22 protein-coding genes are annotated in these 25,531 nt (G+C 74.0%); 12 read left to right on the top strand and 10 right to left on the bottom strand.

Annotated features, from left to right (window positions below; all coding sequences use genetic code 11):
- Window positions 1-9 precede the first annotated feature (9 nt).
- The 4 genes from AB0M28_RS26780 to AB0M28_RS26765 form a co-directional block, all read right to left on the bottom strand.
- Window positions 10-1,371, bottom strand: coding sequence for a VWA domain-containing protein (locus AB0M28_RS26780; RefSeq protein WP_365410068.1), 1,362 nt, complete (start codon window positions 1,369-1,371; stop codon window positions 10-12).
- A complete protein-coding gene (locus tag AB0M28_RS26775; RefSeq protein WP_365410065.1) occupies window positions 1,368-2,762 on the bottom strand; it encodes a hypothetical protein in 1,395 nt (464 codons plus the stop codon). The genes AB0M28_RS26780 and AB0M28_RS26775 overlap by 4 nt, the downstream gene beginning before the upstream one ends.
- Window positions 2,762-3,256 carry a hypothetical protein gene (locus tag AB0M28_RS26770; protein ID WP_365410062.1) on the bottom strand — a complete coding sequence of 165 codons (495 nt, stop codon included), beginning with the start codon at window positions 3,254-3,256 and terminating at the stop codon, window positions 2,762-2,764. Before AB0M28_RS26770 ends, AB0M28_RS26775 begins: the two co-directional genes overlap by 1 nt.
- Window positions 3,257-3,751: 495 nt before the next feature.
- On the bottom strand, window positions 3,752-4,291 hold the full coding sequence (locus AB0M28_RS26765) for a CGNR zinc finger domain-containing protein (protein WP_365410059.1): 540 nt from the start codon (window positions 4,289-4,291) through the stop codon (window positions 3,752-3,754).
- A gap of 119 nt (window positions 4,292-4,410) precedes the next feature.
- On the opposite strand from AB0M28_RS26765, the gene AB0M28_RS26760 reads away from it, so the two are divergent.
- On the top strand, window positions 4,411-5,667 hold the full coding sequence (locus AB0M28_RS26760) for an MFS transporter (protein WP_365410056.1): 1,257 nt from the start codon (window positions 4,411-4,413) through the stop codon (window positions 5,665-5,667).
- Between the two features lie 163 nt (window positions 5,668-5,830).
- Here the strand turns inward: AB0M28_RS26760 and AB0M28_RS26755 are convergent, their stop codons facing one another.
- Window positions 5,831-6,898 (bottom strand): LacI family DNA-binding transcriptional regulator, encoded by a 1,068-nt coding sequence (locus tag AB0M28_RS26755; protein ID WP_365410053.1) that lies wholly within the window; start codon window positions 6,896-6,898, stop codon window positions 5,831-5,833.
- Window positions 6,899-7,504: 606 nt separating this feature from the next.
- Here AB0M28_RS26755 and AB0M28_RS26750 point away from each other — a divergent pair.
- The 5 genes from AB0M28_RS26750 to AB0M28_RS26730 all read left to right on the top strand — a co-directional run bounded on the left by AB0M28_RS26750 (window position 7,505) and on the right by AB0M28_RS26730 (window position 13,588).
- A complete protein-coding gene (locus tag AB0M28_RS26750; RefSeq protein ID WP_365410110.1) occupies window positions 7,505-8,791 on the top strand; it encodes an extracellular solute-binding protein in 1,287 nt (428 codons plus the stop codon).
- An 85-nt stretch (window positions 8,792-8,876) separates the two neighbouring features.
- Entirely contained in the window at window positions 8,877-9,800 is a 924-nt protein-coding gene (locus tag AB0M28_RS26745; protein ID WP_365410107.1) for a sugar ABC transporter permease, read from the top strand.
- 19 nt (window positions 9,801-9,819) lie between these two features.
- Window positions 9,820-10,725 carry a carbohydrate ABC transporter permease gene (locus AB0M28_RS26740; protein WP_365410050.1) on the top strand — a complete coding sequence of 302 codons (906 nt, stop codon included), beginning with the start codon at window positions 9,820-9,822 and terminating at the stop codon, window positions 10,723-10,725.
- Between the two features lie 143 nt (window positions 10,726-10,868).
- Entirely contained in the window at window positions 10,869-12,284 is a 1,416-nt protein-coding gene (locus tag AB0M28_RS26735; RefSeq protein ID WP_365410047.1) for a GH1 family beta-glucosidase, read from the top strand.
- Window positions 12,281-13,588, top strand: coding sequence for an ABC transporter ATP-binding protein (locus tag AB0M28_RS26730; RefSeq protein WP_365410044.1), 1,308 nt, complete (start codon window positions 12,281-12,283; stop codon window positions 13,586-13,588). Before AB0M28_RS26735 ends, AB0M28_RS26730 begins: the two co-directional genes overlap by 4 nt.
- Window positions 13,589-13,759: 171 nt before the next feature.
- On the opposite strand, the gene AB0M28_RS26725 is transcribed toward AB0M28_RS26730, so the two are convergent.
- Window positions 13,760-14,704: a serine/threonine dehydratase gene (locus tag AB0M28_RS26725; protein ID WP_365410041.1), complete on the bottom strand. Its 945-nt coding sequence runs from the start codon at window positions 14,702-14,704 to the stop codon at window positions 13,760-13,762.
- Between the two features lie 118 nt (window positions 14,705-14,822).
- Here AB0M28_RS26725 and AB0M28_RS26720 point away from each other — a divergent pair, with 118 nt between their 5' ends.
- Complete coding sequence (locus AB0M28_RS26720) at window positions 14,823-15,653, top strand: class I SAM-dependent methyltransferase (protein ID WP_365410038.1); 831 nt, start codon at window positions 14,823-14,825, stop codon at window positions 15,651-15,653.
- A gap of 57 nt (window positions 15,654-15,710) precedes the next feature.
- On the opposite strand, the gene AB0M28_RS26715 is transcribed toward AB0M28_RS26720, so the two are convergent.
- A complete protein-coding gene (locus tag AB0M28_RS26715) occupies window positions 15,711-17,084 on the bottom strand; it encodes a HAMP domain-containing sensor histidine kinase (protein ID WP_365410035.1) in 1,374 nt (457 codons plus the stop codon).
- Window positions 17,081-17,770 (bottom strand): response regulator transcription factor, encoded by a 690-nt coding sequence (locus tag AB0M28_RS26710; RefSeq protein ID WP_365410032.1) that lies wholly within the window; start codon window positions 17,768-17,770, stop codon window positions 17,081-17,083. Before AB0M28_RS26710 ends, AB0M28_RS26715 begins: the two co-directional genes overlap by 4 nt.
- A gap of 156 nt (window positions 17,771-17,926) precedes the next feature.
- On the opposite strand from AB0M28_RS26710, the gene AB0M28_RS26705 reads away from it, so the two are divergent.
- On the top strand, window positions 17,927-18,460 hold the full coding sequence (locus AB0M28_RS26705; protein WP_365410029.1) for a hypothetical protein: 534 nt from the start codon (window positions 17,927-17,929) through the stop codon (window positions 18,458-18,460).
- A gap of 376 nt (window positions 18,461-18,836) precedes the next feature.
- On the opposite strand, the gene AB0M28_RS26700 is transcribed toward AB0M28_RS26705, so the two are convergent.
- On the bottom strand, window positions 18,837-19,691 hold the full coding sequence (locus AB0M28_RS26700) for a fused MFS/spermidine synthase (RefSeq protein WP_365410026.1): 855 nt from the start codon (window positions 19,689-19,691) through the stop codon (window positions 18,837-18,839).
- Window positions 19,692-19,791: 100 nt separating this feature from the next.
- Window positions 19,792-20,181, bottom strand: a complete 390-nt coding sequence (locus AB0M28_RS26695) for a hypothetical protein (RefSeq protein ID WP_365410104.1) — start codon at window positions 20,179-20,181, stop codon at window positions 19,792-19,794.
- 304 nt (window positions 20,182-20,485) lie between these two features.
- Here AB0M28_RS26695 and AB0M28_RS26690 point away from each other — a divergent pair, with 304 nt between their 5' ends.
- The 4 genes from AB0M28_RS26690 to AB0M28_RS26675 all read left to right on the top strand — a co-directional run.
- A complete protein-coding gene (locus AB0M28_RS26690; RefSeq protein ID WP_365410023.1) occupies window positions 20,486-21,859 on the top strand; it encodes a hypothetical protein in 1,374 nt (457 codons plus the stop codon).
- Window positions 21,860-22,050: 191 nt separating this feature from the next.
- The gene (locus AB0M28_RS26685) at window positions 22,051-22,983 is read left to right on the top strand and encodes a phosphatase PAP2 family protein (protein WP_365410020.1); all 933 of its coding nucleotides are present in this window, start codon (window positions 22,051-22,053) and stop codon (window positions 22,981-22,983) included.
- Between the two features lie 67 nt (window positions 22,984-23,050).
- Complete coding sequence (locus tag AB0M28_RS26680) at window positions 23,051-24,109, top strand: hypothetical protein (RefSeq protein WP_365410101.1); 1,059 nt, start codon at window positions 23,051-23,053, stop codon at window positions 24,107-24,109.
- The coding region (locus AB0M28_RS26675; RefSeq protein ID WP_365410017.1) for a hypothetical protein at window positions 24,106-25,531 on the top strand (1,426 nt) is incomplete at its 3' end. The genes AB0M28_RS26680 and AB0M28_RS26675, both read left to right, overlap by 4 nt.

Below are 25,531 nucleotides of genomic sequence, written 5' to 3'. Positions count from 1 at the left end.
GCCCGGAGGTCAGCCCAGGAAGGTCTTCAGCTCGAGGACGAGCTTGCGGATGTGCCCGGAGATCACCGGCGTCCCCAGGTCCTTGAGCTTCTGCCGGAACCACGGGTCCACGCTCTGGTGCCCCGAGCTGTTCACCGAACCGACCGGTATGAGCCGGACCCCGGACTTGTGGATGCCCTCGAAGTCCGTCATCAGGGCGCGGTTGTCGTAGAAGTCGGAGATCCACACCACCACGGTGTTCCGCGGCTCGGCGATCTTCGGTCGGGCAAGCGCCATCGCCGCGGTGCCGTCCGTGCCGCCGCCCAGCCGGGTGCGCAGCAGGACCTCGAAGGGGTCGCGCACCCAGGGCGTCAGGTCGAGCGCCCGGGTGTCGTACGCCACCAGGTGCACGTCCACCTTGGGGAGTCCGGCGAAGATCGAGGCCAGGATGGTGCAGTTGACCATGGCGTCGACCATGGAGCCGGACTGGTCGACCACCACGATCATCCGGGCGGGCGTGGTGCGCCTGGCCGTGTGCTTGTAGAAGAGCTGGTCGACGTAGAGGCGTTCGTCCTCGGGGCTGTAGTTCGTGAGGTTCTTCCAGATCGTGCGGTCCAGGTCGAGGTTGCGGAACACCCGCTTGGGCGGCACGGACCGGTCGATGGTGCCGGCGGACGTCTTCTCCACCTGGGTGCGCAGGACCTGGGCGACCTCGTCGACGTACCGGCGGATCAGGGCCTTGGCGTTGGCCAGGGCGACGCCGTGCAGGTTGTCCTTGTCGCGCAGGAGCTGCTCGATCAGCGACATGCTCGGCCGGAGCTGCCGGGCCAGCTTCGGATCGGCGAGGACCTCGCGCAGCCGCATCCGCTTGACGAGGTCGCCCTCGATCGTGCCGAGGACCGCGTTCAGGCCGCCGGTGCCGTCGCCGCGGCCCGCGCCCGGACCGCCACCGGTGCCCTCGCCCGGGCTACCGGCGCCCTCTCCGCCCAGGGCGCGTCTGGCCCAGCCGGCGTCCTGCTGCCAGGCGGCGAGCTGTCCCGCGGTGACGGGGCCGGAGCCGGTGGCGAACACGTTGAGCAGCAGCTTCGAGGCCAGGGCCGCGCGGCGGACCTCGGCGGCCCGGTACCGCCCGGCGTCCTCGGGGACCGCCATCAGGTCCTGGAACTCGGCGGCCAGCCCGGGGAAGCGCTGGACCACGGTGTCGACGGACACGCCGGGGTCCAGCAGCGCCGGGGGCAGCCCGATGTCGTCGACGACGGCGACGCTCGCCGTCTCCAGCGCGGGCTGTTCCTCGGAGTCGAAGAGCCGGGCGAGGAGACGCCAGTAGAGGACCTGGCGGCGGGACTCGTGGGCGGACGGGGGCAGTTCGGGCCCGTTCTCGAGGGTGCTCATTTCCGCAGCAGCCTCCCCGCGCGCTCCCGGAGGACCTCGACCGCGTCGCCGTTGCGCGCCTCGGCCTTCGCGGCCCTGGGGTCCGTCACGCCCTGCGCCCAGTCGCCGTTGTGCGCCTCGGCCGGCTTGCGCCGGACCGTCGCCCGCACCGCCAGCGGCTGCAGCAGCCACCGGCCGCCGTCCTGGCGGAGGAGGCCGAGACAGGCCGTGGACGCGGCGACGAGCTGCGGGGTGAGCGGACCGCAGGCGGGCAGCCGCTCCAGGTCGAACTCCAGGGTGCGGCCGTCGAGTTCCAGTGACCGGCCGTCGGTGGCGTACCCCTCGACCAGCACCGGCTCGGCGATCCGCACCGGATGCCTCTCCAGCGGCGGCACCGGCGGGGCGAGGGCGCCCGCCAGCTGGACGCGGGCGACGGCGAACGGATCGGCGGGCTCACCGGCGGTGGCGGCGTCGTCCCGCCACAGCAGATCGCCGCCGGCCAGCAGGGGCAGCTCCGTGATCTCCAGCGCGCGGCGCTCGGCGAGGGCGCTGAGCAGGACCGGATGCCGGTGGAACAGCCGCCACACGGCCGGCCCGGTGATCGTGTCGACCTTGCCGGCGGACACGCTTGTCCGCACGGCCCGGGTGGGACCGCCGTCCCCCGGCTCCAGCAGCGCGTGCACCTGTATCTGTACGGCGGTGGCGTGCTCGTGCACGTCGGCGCCGAGGACGAGCAGCCGCCCCGTCACCCGCGCCACCGGCTCCCCGCCGCCCGGCAGCGCGCCGGGCTGGGCGAGCAGCACGGCCCTGGCCCACAGATCGCCCCAGCGGCGGGCGGGCAGCCGCTCCATCGCGGCCACGGGCAGCGCCGTGCGCAACTCGCCGGCCAGTCCGTCCAGCAGCACCGCGAGCCGGCGCAACGGCGGTTCCGCGAGCAGGGCTTCGACACTCTGGTCGACGGCCGCGAGGGCGTCGTCGCCGACGCCGTGCCAGCCGGCTATGGCCAGCTCCCGCAGCCACGAGCGGGCGGCGGCGAGCGGCCCGTTCCCGGGGGCGGCGACGGGCTCCGTCGCCGGCCAGGGCTCGCGCTCCCGGCCGAGCGCGGCGTCCAGCGCGGCCAGCCGGGCGTCGTGCACCGCGCCGAGCAGGGCCGTCCGGGCGCCGGCGAGTACGGCCAGCTGCTCGTCCCCGGCGGAGCCGGCGGTGGCCTTGCCCGCGGCGTCCTCCGCGGCGGGTCCGAGCGGTGAGCCGGCGACCGCGCCGGCCAGCGCGGTAAGGGCGGCGGCGCGCTCCTCCCCGAGCCGGGCGAAGCCCTGCACGAGTGCCTCGTCGAAGCCGGCCACCAGGCCCAGCGCCTCGTCCTCGCCGGGCGTCCCGGCGTCCAGCAGCGCGGCGAGCTGGACTCCCAGCATCAGCGGGCTCCTTCCATGGCGGGGAACCAGTGCAGTTCGGGGAGGGGCGCGGTGGTGTCCGGGACCTCCAGATAGGCCAGATGCCGCAGGAACCGGCTGAACACCGCCGCCGCCGGGGCGGCACCGCCGCCGGCCACGGGCCGCAGGGCGTCGACCAGGTCCTGGCCCTCGGCGACCTCGACGTGCAGATAGCGTGAGACGCGCTCCGGGCCGTACTGCAGCACCGCCTCGGCGGCCAGGGCGCGCAGGTGTTTGCAGGCGCTGCCGCGGAGGCCGCCGCAGGGGCGGTTGTTGTTCGTGCTGCAGCTCAGGCCGTGGCCTCGGGCGGTGATGGCGGAGACGTACACCCGCTCGATGTCCGAGCCGCTCGACACGACGCCCTGCAGGCGGCCTTCGGCCAGTTCCACGAACGGTACCTTTGCCAGCTTTCTCGGGTGCACGGGTGGCACCACCCGCACCACGCTGCGTGCTCCGTCGTCGGCCTCAACGGCCATGCGCCACACCCCCTCACGCGGCTGTGCCGCGTCGCCTTGATCGCGTGTGTGACCACCATGGCAGAGGGCACTGACAATCGCTGTCGTGGTGGTGATTGGGCTGGTGGGGGGCGGTTCGTGGCCGGCGCCGCCCCGCGCCTTCGGCGCGGGGATTGCCCCCGCCCACACGCCACCCGTTACGGGTTGCCTTGCCTGACGCCGGCGCCTGGGGACGCCCCCTCCGGCGGTCACCCGCCCGGGCCCCGGTGGCACGCAGCCCCGAGCCAGGGCCACTCCGGCCGCCCCGGACCCCGGCCCCCTCGGGCCCCGCAAGTCCGGCTACCCCAGGCCTCGCTATCCCGGCCCCGGCCACCCCTGCCCCCTGACCCCGGACTCCGGCACTCCCTGACCCCGGCACTGACCACCCAGCCCACCCCGACCCCGGCCGCCCGGGCCACCCCAAACCCCGCAACCCCGGGAAACCACCCCGCCCCACCGAGCCCCCGCCCCCGCCCCCTACGACGAAGCCCTAACCCGGGCCGCGTAAGCGCGGGACTTGTTGCGGTTGCCGCATACCCTCATCGAGCACCACCGCCGGCTGCGGTTCTTCGACACGTCCCAGAAGACCCAGCCGCACGTGTGTTCCGCGCAGCGCTTGAGGCGGGTGGCGTCTCCCGTCGCCGTCAGGCCGTGCCACGCGATCGCCAGCGCCGCCAGTCCCGCGCGCTGCGGCGGCAGGCCCGGCGCCGCGGTCAGCGCGCCCGACGCCGTGACCAGCACCGGGTGTTCCGCCAGGACCGTGTCCGCGGCCGCCACCAGGGCCGCGTCGGGGGTGTCGCCGACATGCGCGCCTAGCTGCTCGCGGATGCCCGCGCGCAGGGCGAGGTACGCGGTGTGGGCGTCCGGCCCCACGGACGTGCCGCGGGCGAGCAGGCCGCGGGTCCGGAGCCAGTCCGTGAGGCCGGCCGGGGTCGCGATCTCGTCGCTCGCCTCCTCCACGTCGACCGTGTTGGCGAACGCCTCCACCAGCGCCGCCGCGGCGGGTTCCTCCAGCATGCGGTCCACCTCCGCGGCCCATTCTACCGGCTAAGCGTTTTACCGGTTGCCGGAGCGCGGGGTCCTGTGCCACGCTGATCTCACTGGCAAAAGCGATAGACGGTTAAAGGGGATCCCGGATGGCGACGGCAGTTCTCCACGAGCGGCACCCCGCCGCCGCACAGACACCCGCGCCGCCGAACCGCAACACCGCCGTCCTCGTGGGCTTCACCGCCGCCACCAACCTCGCCGACGGCGTGATGAAGATGGCCCTCCCCCTCCTCGCCGCCCAGCTCACCGGCTCCCCCGCGCAGGTCACCGCCGTCGCGCTGACGCTGACCGTGCCCTGGCTGCTCATCGCCCTGCACGTGGGCGTCATGGTCGACCGCCTCGACCGCCGCCGTCTGCTCTGGGCGGCGAGCGCCCTGCGGCTGGCCGCGTTGGGCTGGCTCGCGGTCACCGCCGCCACCGGCGCCCTCTCCCTGGGGCAACTGTTCACCGCCGGCGCCGTGCTGGGCGTCGCCGACGTCATCGCCGGTACGGCGGGTTCGGCCATCGTCCCCGCCGCCGTGCCCGCGGCCGCCCGGGAACGGGCCAACGCCTGGATCACGGGGGCGGAGACGGTCTGCCAGGAGTTCGCCGGCCCCTTCGCCGGCGGTCTGCTGCTCGCCGCCGGGACGGGGCTGGCCCTAGGGGTGACCTGGGCGGCGTACGCCGTGGCCGCGCTGGCGCTGCTGCTCCTGGCGGGGCGCTTCCGGGCCGACCGGCCCACGGGGACGCCCGCCACGGTCAACGCGCAGATCGCGGAGGGCGTGCGCTATCTCTGGCGCCACCGCCTGCTGCGCACGCTGTCCCTCATCCTCACCGTGCTGTGCGCCGTCTGGGGCGGCTGGCTCGCCCTGATCCCGCTGTACGCCCAGACCGAACTGGGCCTGAACGCCGGGCAGTACGGCATCGTGCTGAGCGCCCTCGGCGTCGGCGGCCTGGCCGGCGCCCTCACGGTGACGTGGGTGAACCGGCTGCTGGGCGTGCGCTGGGCGATGTTCGCCGACCTGGTCGGCACCGCGCTGATGGCGGGCCTGCCGGCGCTGACGGCGAACGTGTGGGCCGTGGCGGCCGGCGCGTTCCTCGGCGGCATGGGCGGCACGCTGTGGTCGGTGAACGCGCGCACCATCTCGCAGCGCCTGGTGCCGGACGAGATGCTCGGCCGGTTCGGCGCCGCGGCCCGCCTGTTCGCCTGGGGCGCGATGCCGCTGGGCGCGGCGCTCATGGGCCTCATCGCCGAACTGGGCGGCATCCGACTCGCCTTCGGGGCGTTCGCCGCGCTCACCCTGGCGACGCTGCTCCCGTTCCTGCGCACCGCGACCCCGCAGCGCCTGCGGCCGGAAGCGGCGTGACACCCCTCGTACAAGAGGGTCGCCCCCGCCGTACAAGAGCGGCGCCCCCCGCCGCACAAGAGCCACGCCCCCGCCGCACAAGAGCCGCATCCCCGCCGCACGCAAAGGCCGGATCCCGCCCGCGACCCACCCCGCCTACAACCTCTGAACGCGCGCCCGGAACTCAGGCCGAGGCCCGTACCACCAGCTCCGTCGGCAGCAGCGCGTGCGGTACGGGCTCGCCCGCCCCCGCCTCGCGTGCGATCTCCGCGAGCAGGACGCGGACCATCTCCCGCCCCATCGCCTCCGTCGGCTGCCGCACGCTCGTGAGCGGCGGGTCCGTGTGCCGCGCGACCGGGGAGTCGTCGAAGCCGACCAGCGCCACGTCCTCCGGGACCCGGCGCCCGGAGCCGCGCAGCACCTGCAGGGCGCCGGCCGCCATCAGGTCCGAGCCGGCGAAGACCGCGTCCAGCGAGGGCCGGCGGGCCAGCAGCTCGCGCATCGCCTGGCGCCCCGACTCCTCGGTGAAGTCGCCGTGCACGACCAGCCGCGGATCGTCGGGCAGCCCCGCCGCCTTCAAGGCCTGACGGTATCCCTCGATACGGCACTGGGCGCCGAACACGTCCGGGCGGCCGGAGATCACCGCGATCTCGCGCCGGCCCCGGGCGATGAGGTGCTCCACGGCCGCCCGGCCGCCGCCCACGTTGTCCGTGTCCACGAACGGCAGCCGCTCGTCCTGCGAGCGCCGGCCGGAGACCACGGCCGGAATACCCTGTTCGGCCAGGAGATCGGGGAGTTTGTCGTCCTGGTGGACGGAGATGAGCAGCACGCCGTCGACGCGGTTGCCGCTCAGATAGCCGGCCAGCCGGGCCCGCTCCTTGGAGGTGCGGCTCAGGGTGAGCAGCAGCTGCTTGTCCGCGTCCAGTATCGCGGCGCTGATGCCGTGGATCATGTCCGAGAAGTACGGCTCCGAGAACAGCCGTGTCTCCGGCTCGGGGATGACGAGGGCCACCGCGTCCGTGCTGCCGGCCGCCAGCGCCCGCGCGGTGCGGTTCGGCACGTAACCCAGCTCCGCGATCGCCCGCTCCACGGCGGCCTTGGCCTCCGCGCTGACCTGCTGCGATCCGTTGATCACCCGGGACACCGTGCCGCGGCCGACCCCGGCCCGGGCCGCCACCTGCTCCAGCGTGGGACGGCCGCGCCGCCCCGCCCTGGACACCGGGGGGAGCGCCCGTCTCAAGCCGTCCGCCATCGATCCTCCCTCGTGCGAAACGTCCGCCCGGGGGCGTCACCGCCCCCGCGGGCCGACTGTCCGGCATCCGCCGCCGGTCCGTCAACCGAAACCCCATGGTCACACCTGCGCGCAACCGCGCGGCGGTGATCGGGGTACGTCATATCCGAGTCTCCGTGAGATCTCCGCCAAGTTAACAGCCAGATAACGCCGACAGGTGAGTCCCGCGCACTCTCTTGACACCCGCGCGCGGAGCCGGGACTCTTCAACTCATCACGACTGGGAGCGCTCCCACGCTACTCGAACCAAACAGACCCGCACGCGCGAACCCAAGCCGCAACGCAGAACGCACCACCGTACGCGCGGGCGAAACGCACCACCACCCTCGCAAGCGACGCAAGCACCGCACGTAGAGCGAACACCGCAGGCCGAGCAAGCGAACCGCATATCCGCGCAAGCGGAGCCGCACCACAGCACCAGTCCCGACCACGCCAGAGCCTGAGCCGCGAGCCGATGACTTCAGGGGCACCCGTGCGCACACCCGGGGGGCAGGCGGGAGTTCGGACCCACACGTCTAGGAGGAACGCAGTGCGCAGCTACCGCACAATCCGCCGGGCGGCCGCCCTCATGGCGACCGCCGCCCTCGGCGCCGGCCTGCTGGCCGGCTGCGCGAGCGATGACGACAGCGGCGACGAGCCGGCGAAGAAGACCGACGGCAAGGGCAAGACCACCATCTCCATCGGTCTGTTCGGCGCGTTCGGCTACCAGGAGGCCGGGCTCTACGACGACTACATGAAGCTGCACCCCGAGATCACCATCAAGCAGACCACGATCGAGCGGAACGAGAACTACTACCCGCAGCTGCTGACCCACCTGGCGAGCAACAGCGGTCTCTCCGACATCCAGGGCATCGAGATCGCCAACATCGCCGAGGTCACCGCCACCCAGGCCGACAAGTTCATGGACCTGTCGAAGGCGGAGGGCGCGAAGAAGGAGAACTTCCTCCCCTGGAAGTGGGACCAGGGCTCCACCAAGGACGGCAAGGTCATCGGCCTGGGCACCGACATCGGCCCGATGGCGATCTGCTACCGCAAGGACCTGTTCGAGGCGGCCGGCCTGCCGACCGACCGCGCGGAGGTCGCCAAGCTCTGGGCCGGTGACTGGCAGAAGTACCTCGACGCCGGCAAGACCTTCCAGGGAAAGGCCAAGAAGGGCGTGACCTGGGTCGACTCGGCCGGCGGTCTGTACAACGCGGCGATCTCCTCCGCGGCGACCCGCTACTACGACGACGCGGGCGAGGCCATCTACAAGACCAACCCGGACGTCAAGGCCGCCTACGACGTGGCCGCCTCGGCCGCGGCGGACGGCCTCACGGCGAAGCTCGAGCAGTTCTCCAAGCCGTGGGACCAGGCGATGAACAAGGGCACCTTCGCCACCATCTCCTGCCCGCCGTGGATGCAGGGCTACATCAAGGACAAGGCCGGCGACGCCGGCAACGGCAAGTGGGACGTCGCCGCGGCGCCGAAGGCCGGCAACTGGGGCGGCTCGTACCTCGGTGTCCCCGAGGCCGGCAAGAACAAGGAGGAGGCCGCCAAGCTCGCCGCCTGGCTGACCGCCCCCGAGCAGCAGGCGAAGCTCTTCGCCGAGCGCGGCAGCTTCCCCAGCTCCCCGCCCGCGTACGATCTGCCGGACGTCGCGAACGCGACGAACGACTTCTTCGCCGGCGCGCCCATCGGCACGATCTACGCCGAGGCCGCCAAGGGCATCCCGGTGCAGGTGCTCGGCCCGAAGGACCAGATCATCCAGCAGAACATCGGCCAGGTCGGCCTGCTCCAGATCGAGCAGGGCAAGAAGAACCCGGACGACGCCTGGGACGCGGCGATGAAGGCCGTGGACAACGCTCTGGACCAGTGAGCGAAAAGTGACCTCACCCGCAGTGAACAAGTCCGCGCCCCTCTCCACGGAGGGGGGCGCGGGCCCGCGCGATCAGGCCGAGGCGATGGCCGACGCCCGGCGGGCCCGGGCCAGCCGCCGCTACCGCTGGGACATGAAGTACAGCCCGCTCGCCTTCATCTCCCCGTTCTTCCTCTTCTTCGGCGCCTTCGGGCTCTTCCCGCTGCTGTACACGGGCTGGGCGTCGCTCCACAAGGTCTCGCTCACCGACCCGAACCACATGGAATGGGTGGGCCTGCGCAACTACTCCCGGATCCTGGACGACGACTTCTTCTGGAACGCGCTGCAGAACACGTTCTCCATCGGCGTGATCTCCACCGTTCCGCAGCTGATGATGGCGCTGGGCCTGGCCCATCTGCTCAACTACCGGCTGCGCGGCTCGATGTTCTTCCGGGTCACGATGCTCGCCCCGTACGCCACCTCGGTGGCGGCGGCGACGCTGGTCTTCGTGATGCTCTTCGGCCGGGACTACGGCATGATCAACTGGGCGCTGGGCCTGGTCGGTGTCGACAACATCGACTGGCAGTCCGGCACCTGGTCGTCCCAGATCGCCGTCTCCACCATCGTGATCTGGCGCTGGACCGGCTACAACACGCTGATCTACCTGGCCGCGATGCAGGCCGTGCCGCGGGATCTGTACGAGGCGGCGGAGATCGACGGCGCGAGCCGCTGGCAGCAGTTCCGCAACGTCACGATCCCGTCGCTGCGCCCGACCATCCTGTTCACGGTCGTGGTCTCGACGATCGGCGCGATGCAGCTCTTCGGCGAGCCGCTGCTGTTCAACCCGACGGCGGGCGCCGCGGGAGGCTCGGACCACCAGTACCAGACGCTCGGCCTCTATCTGTACGAACAGGGCTGGGTCAATCTCAACCTCGGCCGGGCGGCGGCGATCGCCTGGGTGATGTTCCTGCTGCTGGTCGTGATCGGCGTGGTCAGCGCGCTGGTCCAGCGCCGGCTGCGGAAGAACTGACGGAACGGAGCCCACAGACATGGCACTGTTGACGAAGACCGCCGACGCCGGGGGCGCGGGTACGGCCCCGCGACACCGGCGCCGGGCCCGGGCCGGGACCGCGGGCGGTCAGCACCACGGCGGCAAGCTGGCGTACGGGCTGCTGATCGCGTTCACCGTGATCTCGATCTTCCCGCTGTTCTGGACGGCCGTGGCGGCGTCCCGCAACAACACCCGGCTCTCCGAGACCCCGCCGCCGCTGTGGTTCGGCGGCAACCTCTTCAAGAACCTCGAGTACGCCTGGACCGACGCCAATCTGGGTCTGGCGCTGGTGAACACCACGCTGGTGGCGGGCACGGTGGCCCTCGGCACGGTGCTCTTCGGCACGCTGGCCGGTTTCGCCTTCGCCAAGCTGCGCTTCCGCTTCAAGAACCTGCTGCTCCTGCTGGTGATCGGCACCATGATGGTGCCGCCGCAGCTGAGCGTGGTGCCGCTGTTCATGGCGATCGCGGAGCTGGAGTGGACCAACCATCTGCAGGCGGTGATCCTGCCGTTCCTGGTGAGCGCGTTCGGCGTGTTCTTCATGCGGCAGTACCTGGAGCAGGCGCTGCCCACCGAGCTGATCGAGGCGGCCCGGGTGGACGGCGCGCACAGTCTGCGGATCGTGTGGCACGTGGTGTTCCCGGCGGCGCGGCCCGCGATGGCCGTGCTCGGGATGCTGACGTTCGTGGCCGCGTGGAACGAGTTCTTCTGGCCGATCATCGCCCTGACCCAGGACAATCCGACCGTGCAGGTCGCGCTCACCTCGCTGGGCCGCGGCTATGTGCCCGACCAGTCGATCATCATGGCCGGCGCCCTGCTCGGCACGCTGCCCCTGCTGGTACTGCTCGCCCTGTTCGGCAGACAGATCGTGGGCGGCATCATGTCCGGGGCCATCAAGGGCTGACCGCCGCAGCGTTGCCAGGGGGCCGGGCGACCAGAGCCGCTCGCCCGCCGCCCCCTTCCCCTCCCCGCCCGGAACTTCCCCGCCCTGCCCCGTGCCCTCGTGCCCGCGTGGGCTCAGGCCGACTCTCGATGGGAGCGCTCCCAATGACCGACGCCAAGGTGACCTTTCCGTCCGGCTTCCTGTGGGGTGCCGCCACCGCCGCGTACCAGATCGAAGGTGCGGCGGCCAAGGACGGCCGCACCCCCTCCATCTGGGACACCTTCTCCCACACCCCGGGCAAGGTGCTCGGCGGCGACACCGGCGATACCGCGGTGGACCACTACCACCGCTTCGCGGACGACGTGAAGCTCATGGCCGAGCTGGGCCTCACGGCCTACCGCTTCTCCGTGTCCTGGAGCCGGGTGCAGCCCACCGGCCGCGGGCCCGCAGTCCAGCGCGGCATCGACTTCTACAAGCGGCTGATCGACGAGCTGCTCGCCCACGGCATCGCCCCGTCGCTCACCCTCTACCACTGGGACCTGCCGCAGGAGCTGGAGGACGCGGGCGGCTGGCCGCACCGCGACACCGCGGTGCGCTTCGCGGAGTACGCCGCGCTCGTCGGCGAGGCCCTCGGCGACCGCGTCGAGCTGTGGTCCACGCTCAACGAGCCCTGGTGCAGCGCCTTCCTGGGTTACGCCGCCGGCGTGCACGCCCCCGGCCGCACCGTCCCGGTCGCCGCGCTGCGCGCCGCCCACCATCTGAACCTCGCCCACGGACTGGCCGCCCAGGCGCTGCGCGCCACCGTCCCGGCCCGCGCCCAGCTCGGCATCTGCCTGAACCCGGCGCAGGTGCGTCCCCTCACCGACGACGCGGCGGACGTCGACGCGGCCCGCCGTATCGACGCCCTGGCCACCCGCGTCTTCACGTCTCCGCTGCTCTTCGGCCGCTACGACGAGGATCTGCTGGCGGACACCGCCAAGCTCACCGACTGGTCCTTCGTCCGCGAGGGCGACCTCGCCAACATCCGCCAGCCGCTGGACTTCCTGGGTCTGAACTACTACACGCCCACCCTGGTCTCCGCCCTCGCCGACGGCGAGGAGGGCCCGCGCGACGACGGCCACGGCGGCGGCGCGTCCCCCTGGGTCGGCGCCGAGCGGGTCGCCTTCCACCAGCCGCCCGGCGAGCGCACCGCGATGGGCTGGACGGTCGACCCCACCGGCCTGTACGACCTGCTGAAGCGCTTCGCCGCGGACGCCCCCGGCCTGCCGCTCCTCATCACCGAGAACGGCGCCGCGTACGACGACAAGCCCGACGCCGACGGCCAGGTCAACGACCCGGAGCGGACCGCGTACCTGCACGGCCACCTCGCCGCCGTACACCGGGCGATCGCGGACGGCGTGGACGTACGCGGCTACTTCCTGTGGTCCCTGATGGACAACTTCGAGTGGGCGTACGGCTACAGCAAGCGCTTCGGCGCCGTGTACGTCGACTACCCCTCGCAGACGCGCATCCCGAAGCAGAGCGCGCGCTGGTACGGGCGGGTGGCGCGCGGCGGGGTACTGCAGGAGCCACCGAGATGACGACCGGCGCGATCAGTCTGCGGGAGGTCAGCAAGACGTACGGCCGGCGGATCCCGGCGGTCAACCGGGTGTCGCTGGACATCGACCCGGGGGAGTTCCTCGTCCTGCTGGGCCCCTCGGGGTGCGGCAAGTCCACGCTGCTGCGGCTGATCGCGGGGCTGGAGTCGACGACCTCCGGGGAGGTGTGGCTGGACGGGCAGCCCGCCGGCGACCTCCCGCCGGCCGCCCGGAACATCGCGATGGTGTTCCAGTCCTCCGCGCTGTACCCGGCGATGACCGGCGCCCAGAACATCGGCTTCCCGTTACGGCTGGACCGGATGACGGACGCCGAGTCGCGGCCCCGGGTGGACTGGGCGGCGCAGCTGCTGGGCGTGACCGAGCTGCTGGGCCGCCGCCCCGGGCAGATGTCCGGCGGCGAGCGGCAGCGGGTGGCGATCGGGCGCGCGGTGGTACGGGCCCCCTCGGCGTTCCTCCTGGACGAGCCGCTGTCCAGCCTGGACGCCAAGCTGCGCAACCAGCTGCGCGTGGAGATCGCCCGCCTCACCCGGGAGCTGGGCACCACCACCGTGTACGTCACCCACGACCAGAGCGAGGCGATGTCGCTCGGCGACCGGGTGGCGGTGCTGCGCGACGGCGTGCTGCAGCAGGCCGACACGCCGCGCGAGCTGTACCGGATGCCGGCGAACGTGTTCGTGGCCGCGTTCGTCGGCGTACCGCGGATCAACCTGCTGGCGGGGACCGTGCTGGCGCCGCTGGACGGCTCGATCTTCGTGGACCTCGGCCGGCAGCGCCTCCCGCTGCCCCATCCGCTGCCGCCCGACCACCAGTTGCTGCGGATCCAGCAGCACCGGCCCCTGCTGATCGGCGTACGCGCGGAGGACGTACGCATCGCGGGGCCGGAGCGCGCCGGACCGCACGAGGTGGCGCTGCGCGGGGTGGTCGAGCAGGTCGAGTACCAGGGCCACGAGACGCTCGTCCATCTGGGCATCGGTGCGCAGCCCGCGGTGGTGCCGGCCCTGGAGGCGCCCCGTTTCATGCCGCGGGCGCGGCGGACCGCGCCGAACGGAGCGCTGCAGACGACGCTGGCGCGCTGGTACGGGCGGCGGGAGGAGCCCGACGCGCCCCCGCCGCCGGTTCCGGCGAGACCCGTCGGGGATCTGGTCGTACGGGCCGAGGCGGGGATGAACCCGCTGGTCGGCGATCGGATGCCGGTGCTGCTCAACACCCGCCGGCTGTTCGTCTTCGACGACCAGGGACGACGGCTGTGCCCGGCGCCTGCCGGCGGGGCGCAGCTGTTCGGCTAGGCGGGCACGTGAAACCTCTGGGGGCTTCGCCCCCAGACCCCCTGGGAGGAGGTGGTTGCGCGAGCGGGGACGTGACACGCCCCCCGGAGGCGGGCGGTTGCGTTCCGAGCCCGTGGTTTCCTGGTGCCGTCCGCGGAGGGGGCGGACGGCGGCGGGGGATCCGGCGACGTGCTACGCCCGGGGCCCGGTCACCAGGTCGGACGGGTCCGTGTTCGCTCCGCACAGCACCACCGCGACCCGCTCGCCCGGCTCCGGGCGGTACACGCCGTACTCCAGGGCCGCGAGCGCCGTGGCCGCCGCGTGCTCGACGGCCAGCCGGTGCTCCGCCCACAGCTTGCGGCGTACGGCGACGATCTGGTCGTCGGCGACCAGCACGGAGCGGTTGCCGGGCTGCTGGATCCACCACAGGGCGTCCTGGGAGACGCGCGTGGCGCCGAGGGAGTCGGCGGCGACGGAGTCCACCGGGGAGTCGACGACGTGCCCCGCCGTCAGTTCGGCGTTCAGGGCGCGGCAGTTCTCCGGCTCGACGGCGACCATGCGGATGCCCAGGCTGTCGGCGGCGGCCGCCATGCCGGAGAACAGCCCGCCGCCGCCCACCGAGACGACGACCGTGTCGACGGGCGCCGCGTCGGCGATCTCCAGCAGCAGGGTGCCCGCGCCGGCGGAGATCAGAGGGTGGTCGTAGGCGTGCGACTGCAGGGCGCCGGTCTCCTCGGCGTACCGCCGCGAGGCGTCGAGCGCCTCCTGGTACGTGGCCCCTTCGAGCCGTACGTCGGCCCCGTAGCCGCGCAGCCGGTCGGCCTTCACGGCGGGGGCGGTGCGGGGCAGGAAGACGTGCGCCGGGACGCCGTGCTCACGGGCGGCCCAGGCGCAGGCCAGCCCGGCGTTGCCGCCGGAGGCGATGACCACACCGGCGGCGGGCACCTCACCGGCGTCGCGGTGGGCGGCGAGGAAGTTGCTCGCGCCGCGGGCCTTGAACGTCCCCGTGTGCTGCAGGAACTCCAGCGCGAACCACACGTCCGGCGCCGCCTGCGCCATCGCGACGGGGCGTACGAGCCCCTCGATCCGGTCGGCGGCGTTCTTGACATCGGCGTGGGAGACGGGTCGGGAGTCCATGCCCCCAGAATGCCACCGTGCCGGGGCGGACGGCGGGCGACCCGGCGGTCGTGGAGGCTCTCTCCGCCGGGATACTGGCGCGGTCAGGCAACGGACCGAACGGGACCGAGGAGTCCACGTGTCACCCGAACCCCTCCAGCGCGACGACACCCCCGACGAATCCCGCCGCCGGCGGCTCAGCCGGATCTTCGACGAGGACGCGGAGCTCTACGACCGTGCCCGCCCCGGCTATCCGCCGCGGCTGTACGACGACCTCGCCCGGCTCGCCGGCGTCCGCGAGGGCAGCCGGGTGCTGGAGGTGGGCTGCGGGACCGGGCAGGCCACCGTGCCGATGGCCGGGCGCGGGTGCCTCGTCACCGCCGTGGAGGCGGGGGCGCGGATGGCCCAGGTCGCCCGGCGGAACCTGGCCGGGACCACGGCCGAGGTGGTGACCGCGGAGTTCGAGAGCTGGCCGCTGCCGCCCGAGCCGTTCGACGCCGTGGTGTCCGCCACCGCGTTCCACTGGATCGATCCGGCCGTACGGATGGCCAGGGCGGCGAAGGCGCTGCGGCCCGGCGGGGCGCTCGCCGTCGTGCGCAGCCAGCATGTCGAGGGCGGGAGCAGGGAGTTCTTCGTCGAGGTGCAGCGCTGCTACGAGCGCTTCGACCCTTCCACCCCGCCGGGTCTGCGACCTCCCGCGGCCGACGACGTCGACAACGCGGACCACGCCGGGGAGGTGGCACGCAGCGGCCTGTTCGGCCCCACGGTCTTCCGGCGGTACGAGCAGGAGCTGACGTACACCGCCGCCGCGTATCTCGATCTGCTGCGGACCTACTCGGGCCACCGGGCGCTCTCCGACGAGGCCCGGAGCGGGCTGCTGGGCTGCGTCGCGGACCTGATCGACGGGCGCTACGGCGGCAGCGTGACCAAGCGGTACCTGATCGAGCTGGCCGTTTCGCACAAGCGTTGAGCCCATCGCGTCGTACGGACGTCGATCCGGCCGCGTCACACCAGCGTCGAGCCCCCGTCACACAGGCGTCGACCGCCGCGGACCCCGCCGGTGCCGGCGCCGGCCGTCGCCCTCGCGGGGGCCGGGGGCCAGCGACAGCCACACCCGTATCTCCGCCCCGCCCAGCACCGACCGGCCGACGCGGACGTCCCCGCCCGTCGACTCGGCGACCCGGCGCACGATGTCCAGGCCCAGGCCCGTGGACCCGGGACCGCCCTCGCCGCCGCCCCGGCGCAGGGCCGCGTCGGGGTCGGTGATGCCCGGGCCCGCGTCCGAGACGAGCACGATCACCGCGTCCTCGGAGCTGTGCACGTCCACGGCGAAGGCGGTGCCCTCGGGGGTGTGGCGGAAGACGTTGCCGATCATCGCGTCGAGGGCGGCGGCGAGTTCGGCGCGCGGGACGGGGACGCGCACCGTGTTGCCGGCGCCGGCCAGCCGCACCTCGCGGCGTTCGTCCTCGGCGAGGGCGGACCAGAACGCCAGCCGGTCCCGGGTGACCTCGCCGAGGTCGCAGCCCGGCGGGGCGGCCGTGGTGCGGGCGGTGTGCTGCTGGCGTACCGCGCCGATGATCTCGTCGACCTCGCGCTCCAGCCGCGCCACGGCCTGCCGGGTCTGCTCGGCCTCGGGGGCCTCGCCGAGGGAGGCGACGTTCAGCCGGAGCGAGGTGAGCGGAGTCCGCAGCCGGTGCGAGAGGTCGGCCGCCAGCTCGCGTTCGTTGGCGAGCAGCTGGGCGACCTGGTCGGCCATGGTGTTGAAGGCGGCCGCCGCGGCGCGCAGTTCGCGCGGGCCGTCCTCCTCCACGCGGACGCCGAGCCTGCCCGCGCCCAGCTCGCCGGCCGCCCCCGCGAGCCGCTCGGCGGGGCGTACGAGCCGGCTCCCCAGCCGGTCCGCGACGAGGGCCGACCCCGCGACGAGCGCCACCCCCACCCCGGCCAGCACCGCCCAGGACACCGCGACGCCCCGGCTCAGCTCCCCCTCGGGCACGAACACCTCGACCACGGCCATCCGTTCGCCGATCTGGGTCGGCTGCAGGAAGGCGTGCCCCCCGGCCACGTCCACGAGCTGCGCGCGCCCCGCGACCACCGCCCACGCGACGGCGGCGCGTGAGGCGTGCGCGTCGCCGATGTCCACGGCCGCCCGGCCGCCGCCGGCCGGGACGTGGACGGCGATACGCCGCTGCGAGGCGGACTCGGTGGAGGCGACGGCCCGGCGCAGCGCGTCGGGCTCGGTGGTGATGGCCAGCACGGGCCCCAGCGTCGCGGCCTGCCGCTCCGCGTCGGTGATCGCCCGGTCCCGGGCCATCTCCCGCACCATCATGGCCAGCGGTACGGCGAACGCCACCACGACCATCACGGTGACGGCGAGGCAGACCTTGACCAGGGCCCACCTCATGGAGGCGGCTCCAGCTTCACCCCGACGCCGCGCAGGGTGTGCAGATAGCGCGGTCTGGCCGCCGTCTCGCCCAGCTTGCGCCGCAGCCACGACAGATGGACGTCTATGGTCTGGTCGTCGCCGTAGCTCTGCCGCCACACCTCCGCGAGGAGCTCCCGGCGCGGTACGACCACGCCGGGCCGGCGGGCGAGGAAGGCCAGCAGGTCGAACTCGCGCCGGGTGAGGTCCAGTCGCGCCCCGTCCAGCTTCGCCTGCCGCCGCAGCGGGTCGACCGTCAGCCCGCCGACCTCGATCACCGTCGTCGCGGGCTCCGCCTCCGCCCGGCCGCGGGAGCGGCGCAGCACGGCGGTGAGCCGGGCGGACAGGTGCTCCACGGAGAAGGGTTTGACGAGGTAGTCGTCGGCGCCCGCGTTGAGCAGCCGGATGATCTCCGTCTCCTCGTCGCGGGCGGTGGCGATGATCACCGGCACGTCCGTGATGCCGCGCAGCATCTTCAGGGCCTCGGCGCCGTCCAGATCGGGCAGGCCGAGGTCCAGGATGACCACGTCGAACCCGTGGTGCGCGACCTCACGCAGCGCCTGCAGGGCCGTGCCCACGCTCCTTACGGTGTGGGCCGCCTCGTTGAGATGCCGGATCAGTGCCGAACGCACAAACTGGTCGTCCTCGACCACGAGCACACTCGCCATGACCGGCAACGTACGCCAAACGGGCGAGCCCGGTCCCGCTTGTTGACGACTTCGTCCGCGGCGTATAGGGGGCGCATTGTCCTCCGGTCCGGGTGTTCCCGCACCCTTGGCCGTTGTCTGCCACACGGGTGGGACGGGTGCGGCAGGATGTGGGTGATGCATCGAAGGTTCGTACCTCTCGCCGCATGGGCCGTGGCCACGCTGTGCGCGGTCGCGCTGTCGTGGTTCGGCGTGCGCGCCGTCCTCTCCAGCACGGCTTATCCGCAACGGCCGTTGGCGGCCGCGGGGGTGGAGCCGTCGCGGCAGCCAGCCCGTACGACGCCTCCGCCGCCGTCCCCCTCCCCCACGAAGTCCGCCGAACGCGCCCCGTCCCGCGGCTCCTCCCCCACCCCGTCCCCCTCCGCCCCCGCATCCTCTGCCACCGGCCGGCCGCCCTCCCCCACCGGGGCGGCGTCACCGGCGGCCGGTGAGGTGAAGACGTATGCCGTCTCCGGCGGCAGGGTCGTCTTCGAGATGACCGACGAGTGCGCCCTGGTCTCGGCGACCCCCAACTCCGGCTGGGCGATGGAGTCCTGGCGGGAGGCGCAGTGGATCCGGGTGGACTTCGTCCGGGATTCCGGGCGGAACTCGGTCATCTGCAGCTGGCACGACCACGAGCCGCTCGTGGAGGTCGACGAGAACGCGACCTGAGCGCGGGGAGGTTGACCATGAGCGGCGCCACTCGGGCCCGGGACTGACCGGCGACCAGGCGTCTGCACCGCCGCCTGCTGCGCGACCCGGACGCGCCGGTCGACCCCGCGGCGGAGGGCCCTGTCCTGGGACGTGGTCGCGGAGCTGTCGGAGGAGCACCGCAGCGGGCGGCCGGTGCGGCTGGTGGAGCACGTCCAGGACGGCGGCGACATCACCGGGCGGATGGCGGCGCTGGTCACCGACCACCCCGGCGAGCTGGACGACCTGCCCCTCTCGCCCATCGAGCAGCGACGGCGGGCTCCACCCGGGCGCGCGGGAAGGCCCCGGATCCTGCGGAGGGTGGTCGTCCGGGATCAGGCCGTCGGAGGCGTTTGGCTCACTGGAAGACGCCCGACGGCGGTGGCGGTGACTCGACCGCCCGTGCGTCGGTCACCGGTGACGCCCCGCCGGTGAAGGACGCCAGCTCCGGGCCGTGCAGGGTTCGGCCGGGGTGCGGGTCGGTGGCGGCGCGGCGGGTCAGTTCGGCGACGGGGAGCGGCAGGCCGGAGGCCACCAGCACCGCGTTGCCGAAGCGCTTGCCGCGCAGCACGGCCGGGTCGGCCATCAGGCACGCCTCGGGGAAGACCGCGAGCGCGGTGGCGACCTGCGCGCGCACGTGCCGCAGCGGCGGGCCGTCGGCGAGGTTCGCGGCGTACACGCCGTCGGGGCCGAGCACCCGGCGTACCTCGGCGAGGAACTCGACGCTCGTCAGATGCGCCGGGGTGCGGGCGACCCGGAAGACGTCGGCGATCACCAGGTCCGCCGAGGCGTCGGGGAGCCGGCCCAGGCCCTCCCGGGCGTCCCCGGCGCGCACCCGGATCCGCCAGCCCTCCTGAAGGGGCAGCTCACGGCGTACGAGGGCGGTCAGCGGGGCGTCTATCTCGACGACCTGCTGGGTGGAGCGGGGCCGGGTGGCCGCGATGTAGCGGGCAAGGGTGAGCGCACCGCCGCCCAGGTGCACGGCACGCAGCGGGCGGCCGGGCGGGGCGGCGAGGTCGACGGCGTGGCCGAGGCGGCGCTGGTACTCGAAGAAGAGGAACGCCGGATCCTCGAGGTCGACGTGCGACTGGGGCGCGCCGTCCACGAGCAGCGTGTATCCGCGGGGACGGTCCGGATCGGGACGTATCTCCGCCGTACCGCCGTCGACCTGCTCCACGACGGACTCCCGTCCGCGCTGCCGCTGCCTTGCCACGCGTTCAGTATGAGCGCGTGGCGCACGGGCCGCACAAAGAGGGCTGCCGCCCCCGGGAGCCGACGGCCGGTCCGGGGTCAGCCCCGGGAGCCGGCCGCGCTCAGCTGCAGCGGTCCGCGGCCTCGATCGTCCTGCGCGCCTCGCCCAGCGCCGCCCGCAGCACCGCGGGGTCCGTGACCGGCGCCGCCTGCTCCGGCGGGACCAGCCACTGGGTGCCCGTCACGGGCGGGGCGAGCGAGACGCCGCGGCCGCAGGTCTGGGTGCAGGCGCTCCCCGGCATGTCCCACGCCGCGGCCGTGCCGGGCGGGACCAGGAAGCCCAGGGTGTCGAAGTCCCCGTCGTGCAGCACGGGACCCACCGCGGTCCGCAGCCGCAGGATGTCGACCGCCTCCAGCCCGTGACGGGCCGGAACGGTGACCAGGTCGCAGGGCTCCGGGCCGTCCGGGCCGTCCTGGCCCTCCGCCCCGCTCCGCGATCCGCTGGTGTCCACGCCGGTCTCCAGCAAGGGAAACCCCTCCTTACGCAGTCGCCGCGTCCCCTGTGCACCAGGTTCAACGCGACAGCGCGTCAACAGCTACGGCGCATACACGCCACAAAGGATGGCACTTCATGGCGTTTGCCGGGTGAGATATCCGGTTTGTAGTCAAACTCGGGATTCCTGCCGGTGTGGAGCCACTACCTTCGTGCCCGCCGGTACTCACGGCGGCACCGGCGTCCCTCCGGACACCGGCGCCGCCACCGCAACACCGTACGCAGATCCACGAAAGAGGGATGCCGACGTGAACAGTGACGCGGTGACCCCTGTACCCAACACCGCCTTCCGCCGGCTGCGGGGGCATCGTTCACCTGGGGAGTTCGCGGCTGCCGTACGGCGGTCCGGGCGGGAGATCGGCGAGCAGGTCTCCTGCGACGCCCGCTACGTGGGGCGCGTGGAGTCCGGCGAGATCCGGTGCCCCAACTACGCCTACGAGCGGGTGTTCCTGCACATGTTCCCGGGACACACGCTCGCCGACCTGGGCTTCGCGCCCCGCGAGACCGTTCGCGGCCGCAGGACGGCGCACGGCGCTCCGCGCGCGCCCCAGGGTGATGCCGAGCGCCTGGCCGGCCGGGGCCCGGGGACGACCCCCAACACCCGTACCGACGAGGAGAGCGACGTGCTGCGTCGCGCGTTCATGACCGGCGGCTCGGCCGCCATGGCCGGCCTGGCCCTGGGCACCGCCGCCGCCCCCGCCGGGGCGACCGGGCGCGGGACGCGCCGGCCCGGCGCCACCGAGGCGACCGCCGTGGAGGAGGCCGTCCGCCGCATCCGGCTGCTCGACGACCGGCACGGCGGCGACGCCCTGTACGAGAAGGCCGGGCAGACGCTGCGCTCGGCGTACGACCTGGTCGACGCGGGCGCGCTGCGCCGGCCCGTCAGCGACCGGCTGCACGCCGGCGCCGGCGAGCTGGCGATCTCGGTCGGCTGGCTCGCCCACGACTCCGGCCGCTTCGCCGACGCGCGCTCGCACTACGCGGAGGCCCTCGCCACCGCACGGGTGGCCGGCGACCCCGCGCTGGAGGCGCACGCGTTCTGCAACACGGCCTTCCTCGCGCGCGACGCGGGGCGCCCCCACGAGGCGGTACGGGCGGCGCAGGCCGCACAGGCCGCGGCGCGGCATCTGGGCTCCGCCCGGCTGCGGTCGCTGCTGGCGCTGCGCGAGGCGGGCGGCTGGGCGGGGCTCGGCGACCGCGGCGCGTGCCGGGAGGCGCTCGGCCGCGCGAAGGACCTCTTCGCGGCCGGCCCCTCGGACGCGGACCCCGAGTGGATGTCGTTCTACGGCGAGGCGGAGCTGGCCGGGCTCGAGGCCCAGTGCTGGTCGGCGCTCGGCGACCACGAACGCGCGGCGGCCCACGCGCGCCGGGCCGTGGCCCTGCAGGATCCGCACTTCACGCGGAACATCGCGCTGTTCACCGCCCAGCTCGCCGGGGATCTGGCGGCCGGGGGCCGTCCCGACGAGGCCGCGGCGGCCGGCGACAAGGCGGCGCACCTCCTGGGCGAGGTCAAGTCGGCCCGCATCCGCACCATGCTGCGCTCCACGGCCGCCCGGCTGCGCCCGTACGCCGCCGATCCGGCCGTCGGCCCGTTCCTCGACCGGACGCGGGAGGCGGCGGCGCTGCCGGCGGGCTGAGCCCTTCCCGTCCGCGCGCCCGGCGACTCCCGGCCCGCGCGCGACGTGGGCTTTCCCACATCGAGGCAACCTTCACCCGATCTCCACGCGTCTACCTGCCCGCGCACTCATAAGCCGGGTGCACCGGGCCTCGTCTACACCGTACGGTGGGCGATGCGCCGAAACGGGGGCGCGGGAAGGGAAGGCGGACGATGGCGGTGGAACGGCGACAGCGCTGGTGGGCGGAGCTTCTGCTCATCGTCATCGTCTACAGCACCTACTCCGCCGGCCGGCTGCTGGCCCGCGGCGCCGAGACCCAGGCGACGGACAACGGCCTGGCGATCCTCGACATCGAGAAGTTCCTGCACATCAACGCCGAGCATCCGCTCAACCGCCTCTTCACGGCCCACGCCACCATCGGCGTGCCCGCCGACTTCATCTACGCCACCCTCCACTACCTGGTCACGCCCGTCGTCCTGGCCTGGGTCTGGTTCCGCTGCCGCGACCAGTACCGGCGGCTGCGCACCTGGCTGCTGGGCTCCACGATGATCGGCCTGATCGGCTTCGTCCTGCTGCCGACCTGCCCGCCGCGCCTGCTGGACCCGCAGTACGGCTTCGTCGACACGATGGCCCAGTACGCCTCGTACGGCTGGTGGGGCGGCGAGGCGAGCGCCCCCCGGGGGATGGGCGGCTTCACCAACCAGTACGCCGCCATGCCGAGCCTGCACTGCGGCTGGGCGCTGTGGTGCGGCATCGTGCTGTGGCGGAACGCGAAGTCCACCCCGGTGCGGATGCTCGCCGTGGCCTATCCGGCGGTGATCTGCATCGTCGTGATGGGCACCGCCAACCACTACCTGCTCGACGCGGTCGCCGGCGCGGCCGTGATGGGTCTGGGCTGGCTGGTCTCCAAGCCGCTGATGCGGGCCTCGGACCTCACACTCGGCCGGCTGCGCACCGCGTTCACCAAGAAGACCGCCGCGCCCGCCGCCGCTCCCGCCGCCGCGGATGTCAGTGGTGAGTGGGAGACTGCCGCGCGTGGACCGCACATCCCCAGACAGCGCGACACCGCCTCCTCCACGGACGGCGGCCGCCGCCCTGCCGGCCCAGCAGCCGCCGACGTCGAGGGCGAGCACGCCTCCCTCTGAGGCGCCGCTCCGCGCGACATCGACCACCGAGGCGCCGCCCGCCGAGGGGGCGCCCGCCGCACCCGGACTGCGCGCCCGGCTGTCCGCCCTGCGCGGCGAGGGGGTCGCGCCGCGCGCCCTCGACGCCCGGGCGCTGGCCGCGCTCGCCGCCAACCCCGGCTGCCGCCGCCGCGCCCTGCTGGACGGTGCCGGCGTGGACAAGGCGAAGCTGGCGCAGGCGCTGGGCAGTCCGGCGTCCTTCGGCCAGTCGCAGTTCGCGTTCGCCCGCGGCAACTCCTTCGAGGCGAAGGTCAAGGCCGACGGCGGCGCCGAGCTGCTGGGCCTGCTCTGCCGCCGGCTGGGCGTGGAGGCGCCCGCCGCCGACGAGGTCACGGTCCCCGACCTGTCCGCGCCCGGCCCCGCGGGTCGTACCGCGCGCACCGCGCTGGAGCTGCGCGCGGCGGTGGAGCGCGGTGCCTGGACGCTGTTCGACCATCCGATGCTGAGCCTGGAGGTCGCCGGCTCGCCCGTCTACCTCGAGCCGGACGCGGTGGTCGTCGACCCCGACGGCACGGTGACGGTCATCGAGATCAAGTCCTTCCCCATCCTCGACGGCTCCGCCGACCCCTCGAAGGTCGGCGCCGCCGCCCGCCAGTCCGCCGTGTACGTCCTGGCGCTCGCCGCCCACACCGTGCGCGAACGCGTCCTGCTGGTCTGCCCGAAGGACTTCTCCAACACCCCCGCCGCCGACCTGCTCGACGTACGCCCGCAGCTGTCGGTGACCCGCCGCCAGCTCGCGCGGCTGACCCGGCTGGAGGCCATCGCCGCCGGGCTGCCGGGGGACGTGTCCTTCGACGTGGAGCGCCCCGCCGCGGAGCTGACGCGCTCGGTGGAGGCGGTGCCCGCGGCGTACTCGCCGGAGTGCCTGGCGGCCTGCGAGCTGGCGTTCCACTGCCGCGGGCGGTCCCGCGCGGCCGGCGAGGTGCTGGCGCTCGGCCGGTCGGTGCGCGGCGAACTCGGCGCCCTGCGCACCGTGGACGCCGTGCTCGACGCCGCCTCCGGGCTCGACGGGGCCGGTGACCCGGCCGCCGACGCGCTGCGGCGGGCGGCGCGGCTGCGCGCCGAGGCGCTGGGGGTGGCGGGATGAGCCTCATGGTCACGCTGGCCCGGGCCGAGGCGGTGCGCGCGGGCCGGGCCCAGCCGCTGACGACGGTGCGGCACCGGCATCTGTCGGAGCGTCCGCTGGTGTTCGTACCGCTGACCGCGGCCGGTGAGGCGGCCGCGCCTCTCGGCGCGATGGTCGGCACCGATCCCGCGAAGCCCCAGCTGCTGACCGTGCCGCAGCCGCGCGACCGCGACCTGCGGTTCGCCTTTCTGGCGCGGCTCGCGGACGTGGTGCTGCCGTATCTGGAGTCGTACGCCGACGAGGTCGAGACCGAGCAGCGCAAGGGCGAGGAGATCGAGGTCTGCGCGGACGCCCCGCAGCTGCTCGTGCCGTCCTCCCCCGGTGTGGACTACGTCCGGCTGCTCGGCCGCTCCATGCGCTTCCGGCGTACGGCGGAGGAGGATCCGGACACGCCGTATCCGGCGCCGCCGCGGGTGCCGCTGCTCGGGCGCTGGTTCACGCACTACGCCGAGCGCGCCCGTACGCCCGGCTCCTCGCTGCTGCTGCCGATGACGGAGCTCCTCGGCCGGCACTGGGCGACCGGCCAGAGCCAGCTGGAGGACCAGCACCTCGGCGTGCTGCTCGCGTGGCTGCGCGGCTCCGACCCGGAGTCGGTGGAGCGGGCCCGCGACGCGCGCGGTCAGCTGCTCACGCCGCCGGCCGGTCCGGCCACGGATCCGGCCTTCGACAACCGGCTCCTCGCGCCGGCGGCCGCCCGCTACGACGCGGGGGTCCCCGGGGCGGAGGACGAGATCCGCGAGCTGCTGGCGTCCCAGCTCCGGCCCACCTGGGACGCGGTCTGGGAGGGCGTCGCCCTGCTGCGGCCGCTGCCGGCGGGCGCCCACGTCGCTGTCCGCTGGACCGGCGACCGCTGGTCGTACACCCACCACCGCGACCGGGTGCGCGCCGGCGAGCCCCCGCAGCCGCGGCGCGACGACGCGACGACCGCGGCACGCAAGCTCGCGTCCCGCGAGCGGGCGCAGGCGGAGCTGGAGGCGGGTGAGGCGCTCGACGATCCGCTGGTGATGGCTGCGCGGCGGCTCGCGGGTGAGGCGTTCGCGGGGACGGTGACGGGGGTCGAGATGGCGATGTCGGAGGGCCGCTCGCCTCGGCCCCGGCCGCTGGTGTGGGTCGCGACGGAGGATGCGCCGCATCTGGATGTGGGCGGGAAGGTGTATCGGGCGGTGCCGGGCGGCCGCACACAGACGGCGGAGGTCGTATCGACCTCCGCGGGCGTCCCCCTCCCTCCCGCGACCCGCGCTGCGGGGGCCGCGCCCCCGGTCCCCGGTGCTGCGGGGGCTGCGCCCCCGGACCCAGCAGCACCACCAGGTCCGCCTCCTGCAGCGCCTCGTAGCACGCGCCGTACCCGAGCAGTCCGATCATGCCGACGTCGTACGGATTGTC

The sequence above is a fragment of the Streptomyces sp. NPDC051940 genome (assembly GCF_040680895.1).
Classification (GTDB): domain Bacteria; phylum Actinomycetota; class Actinomycetes; order Streptomycetales; family Streptomycetaceae; genus Streptomyces.
Note: the sequence above shows the minus strand (reverse complement) of the source record. Positions and strands in the feature narration are given on the sequence as shown.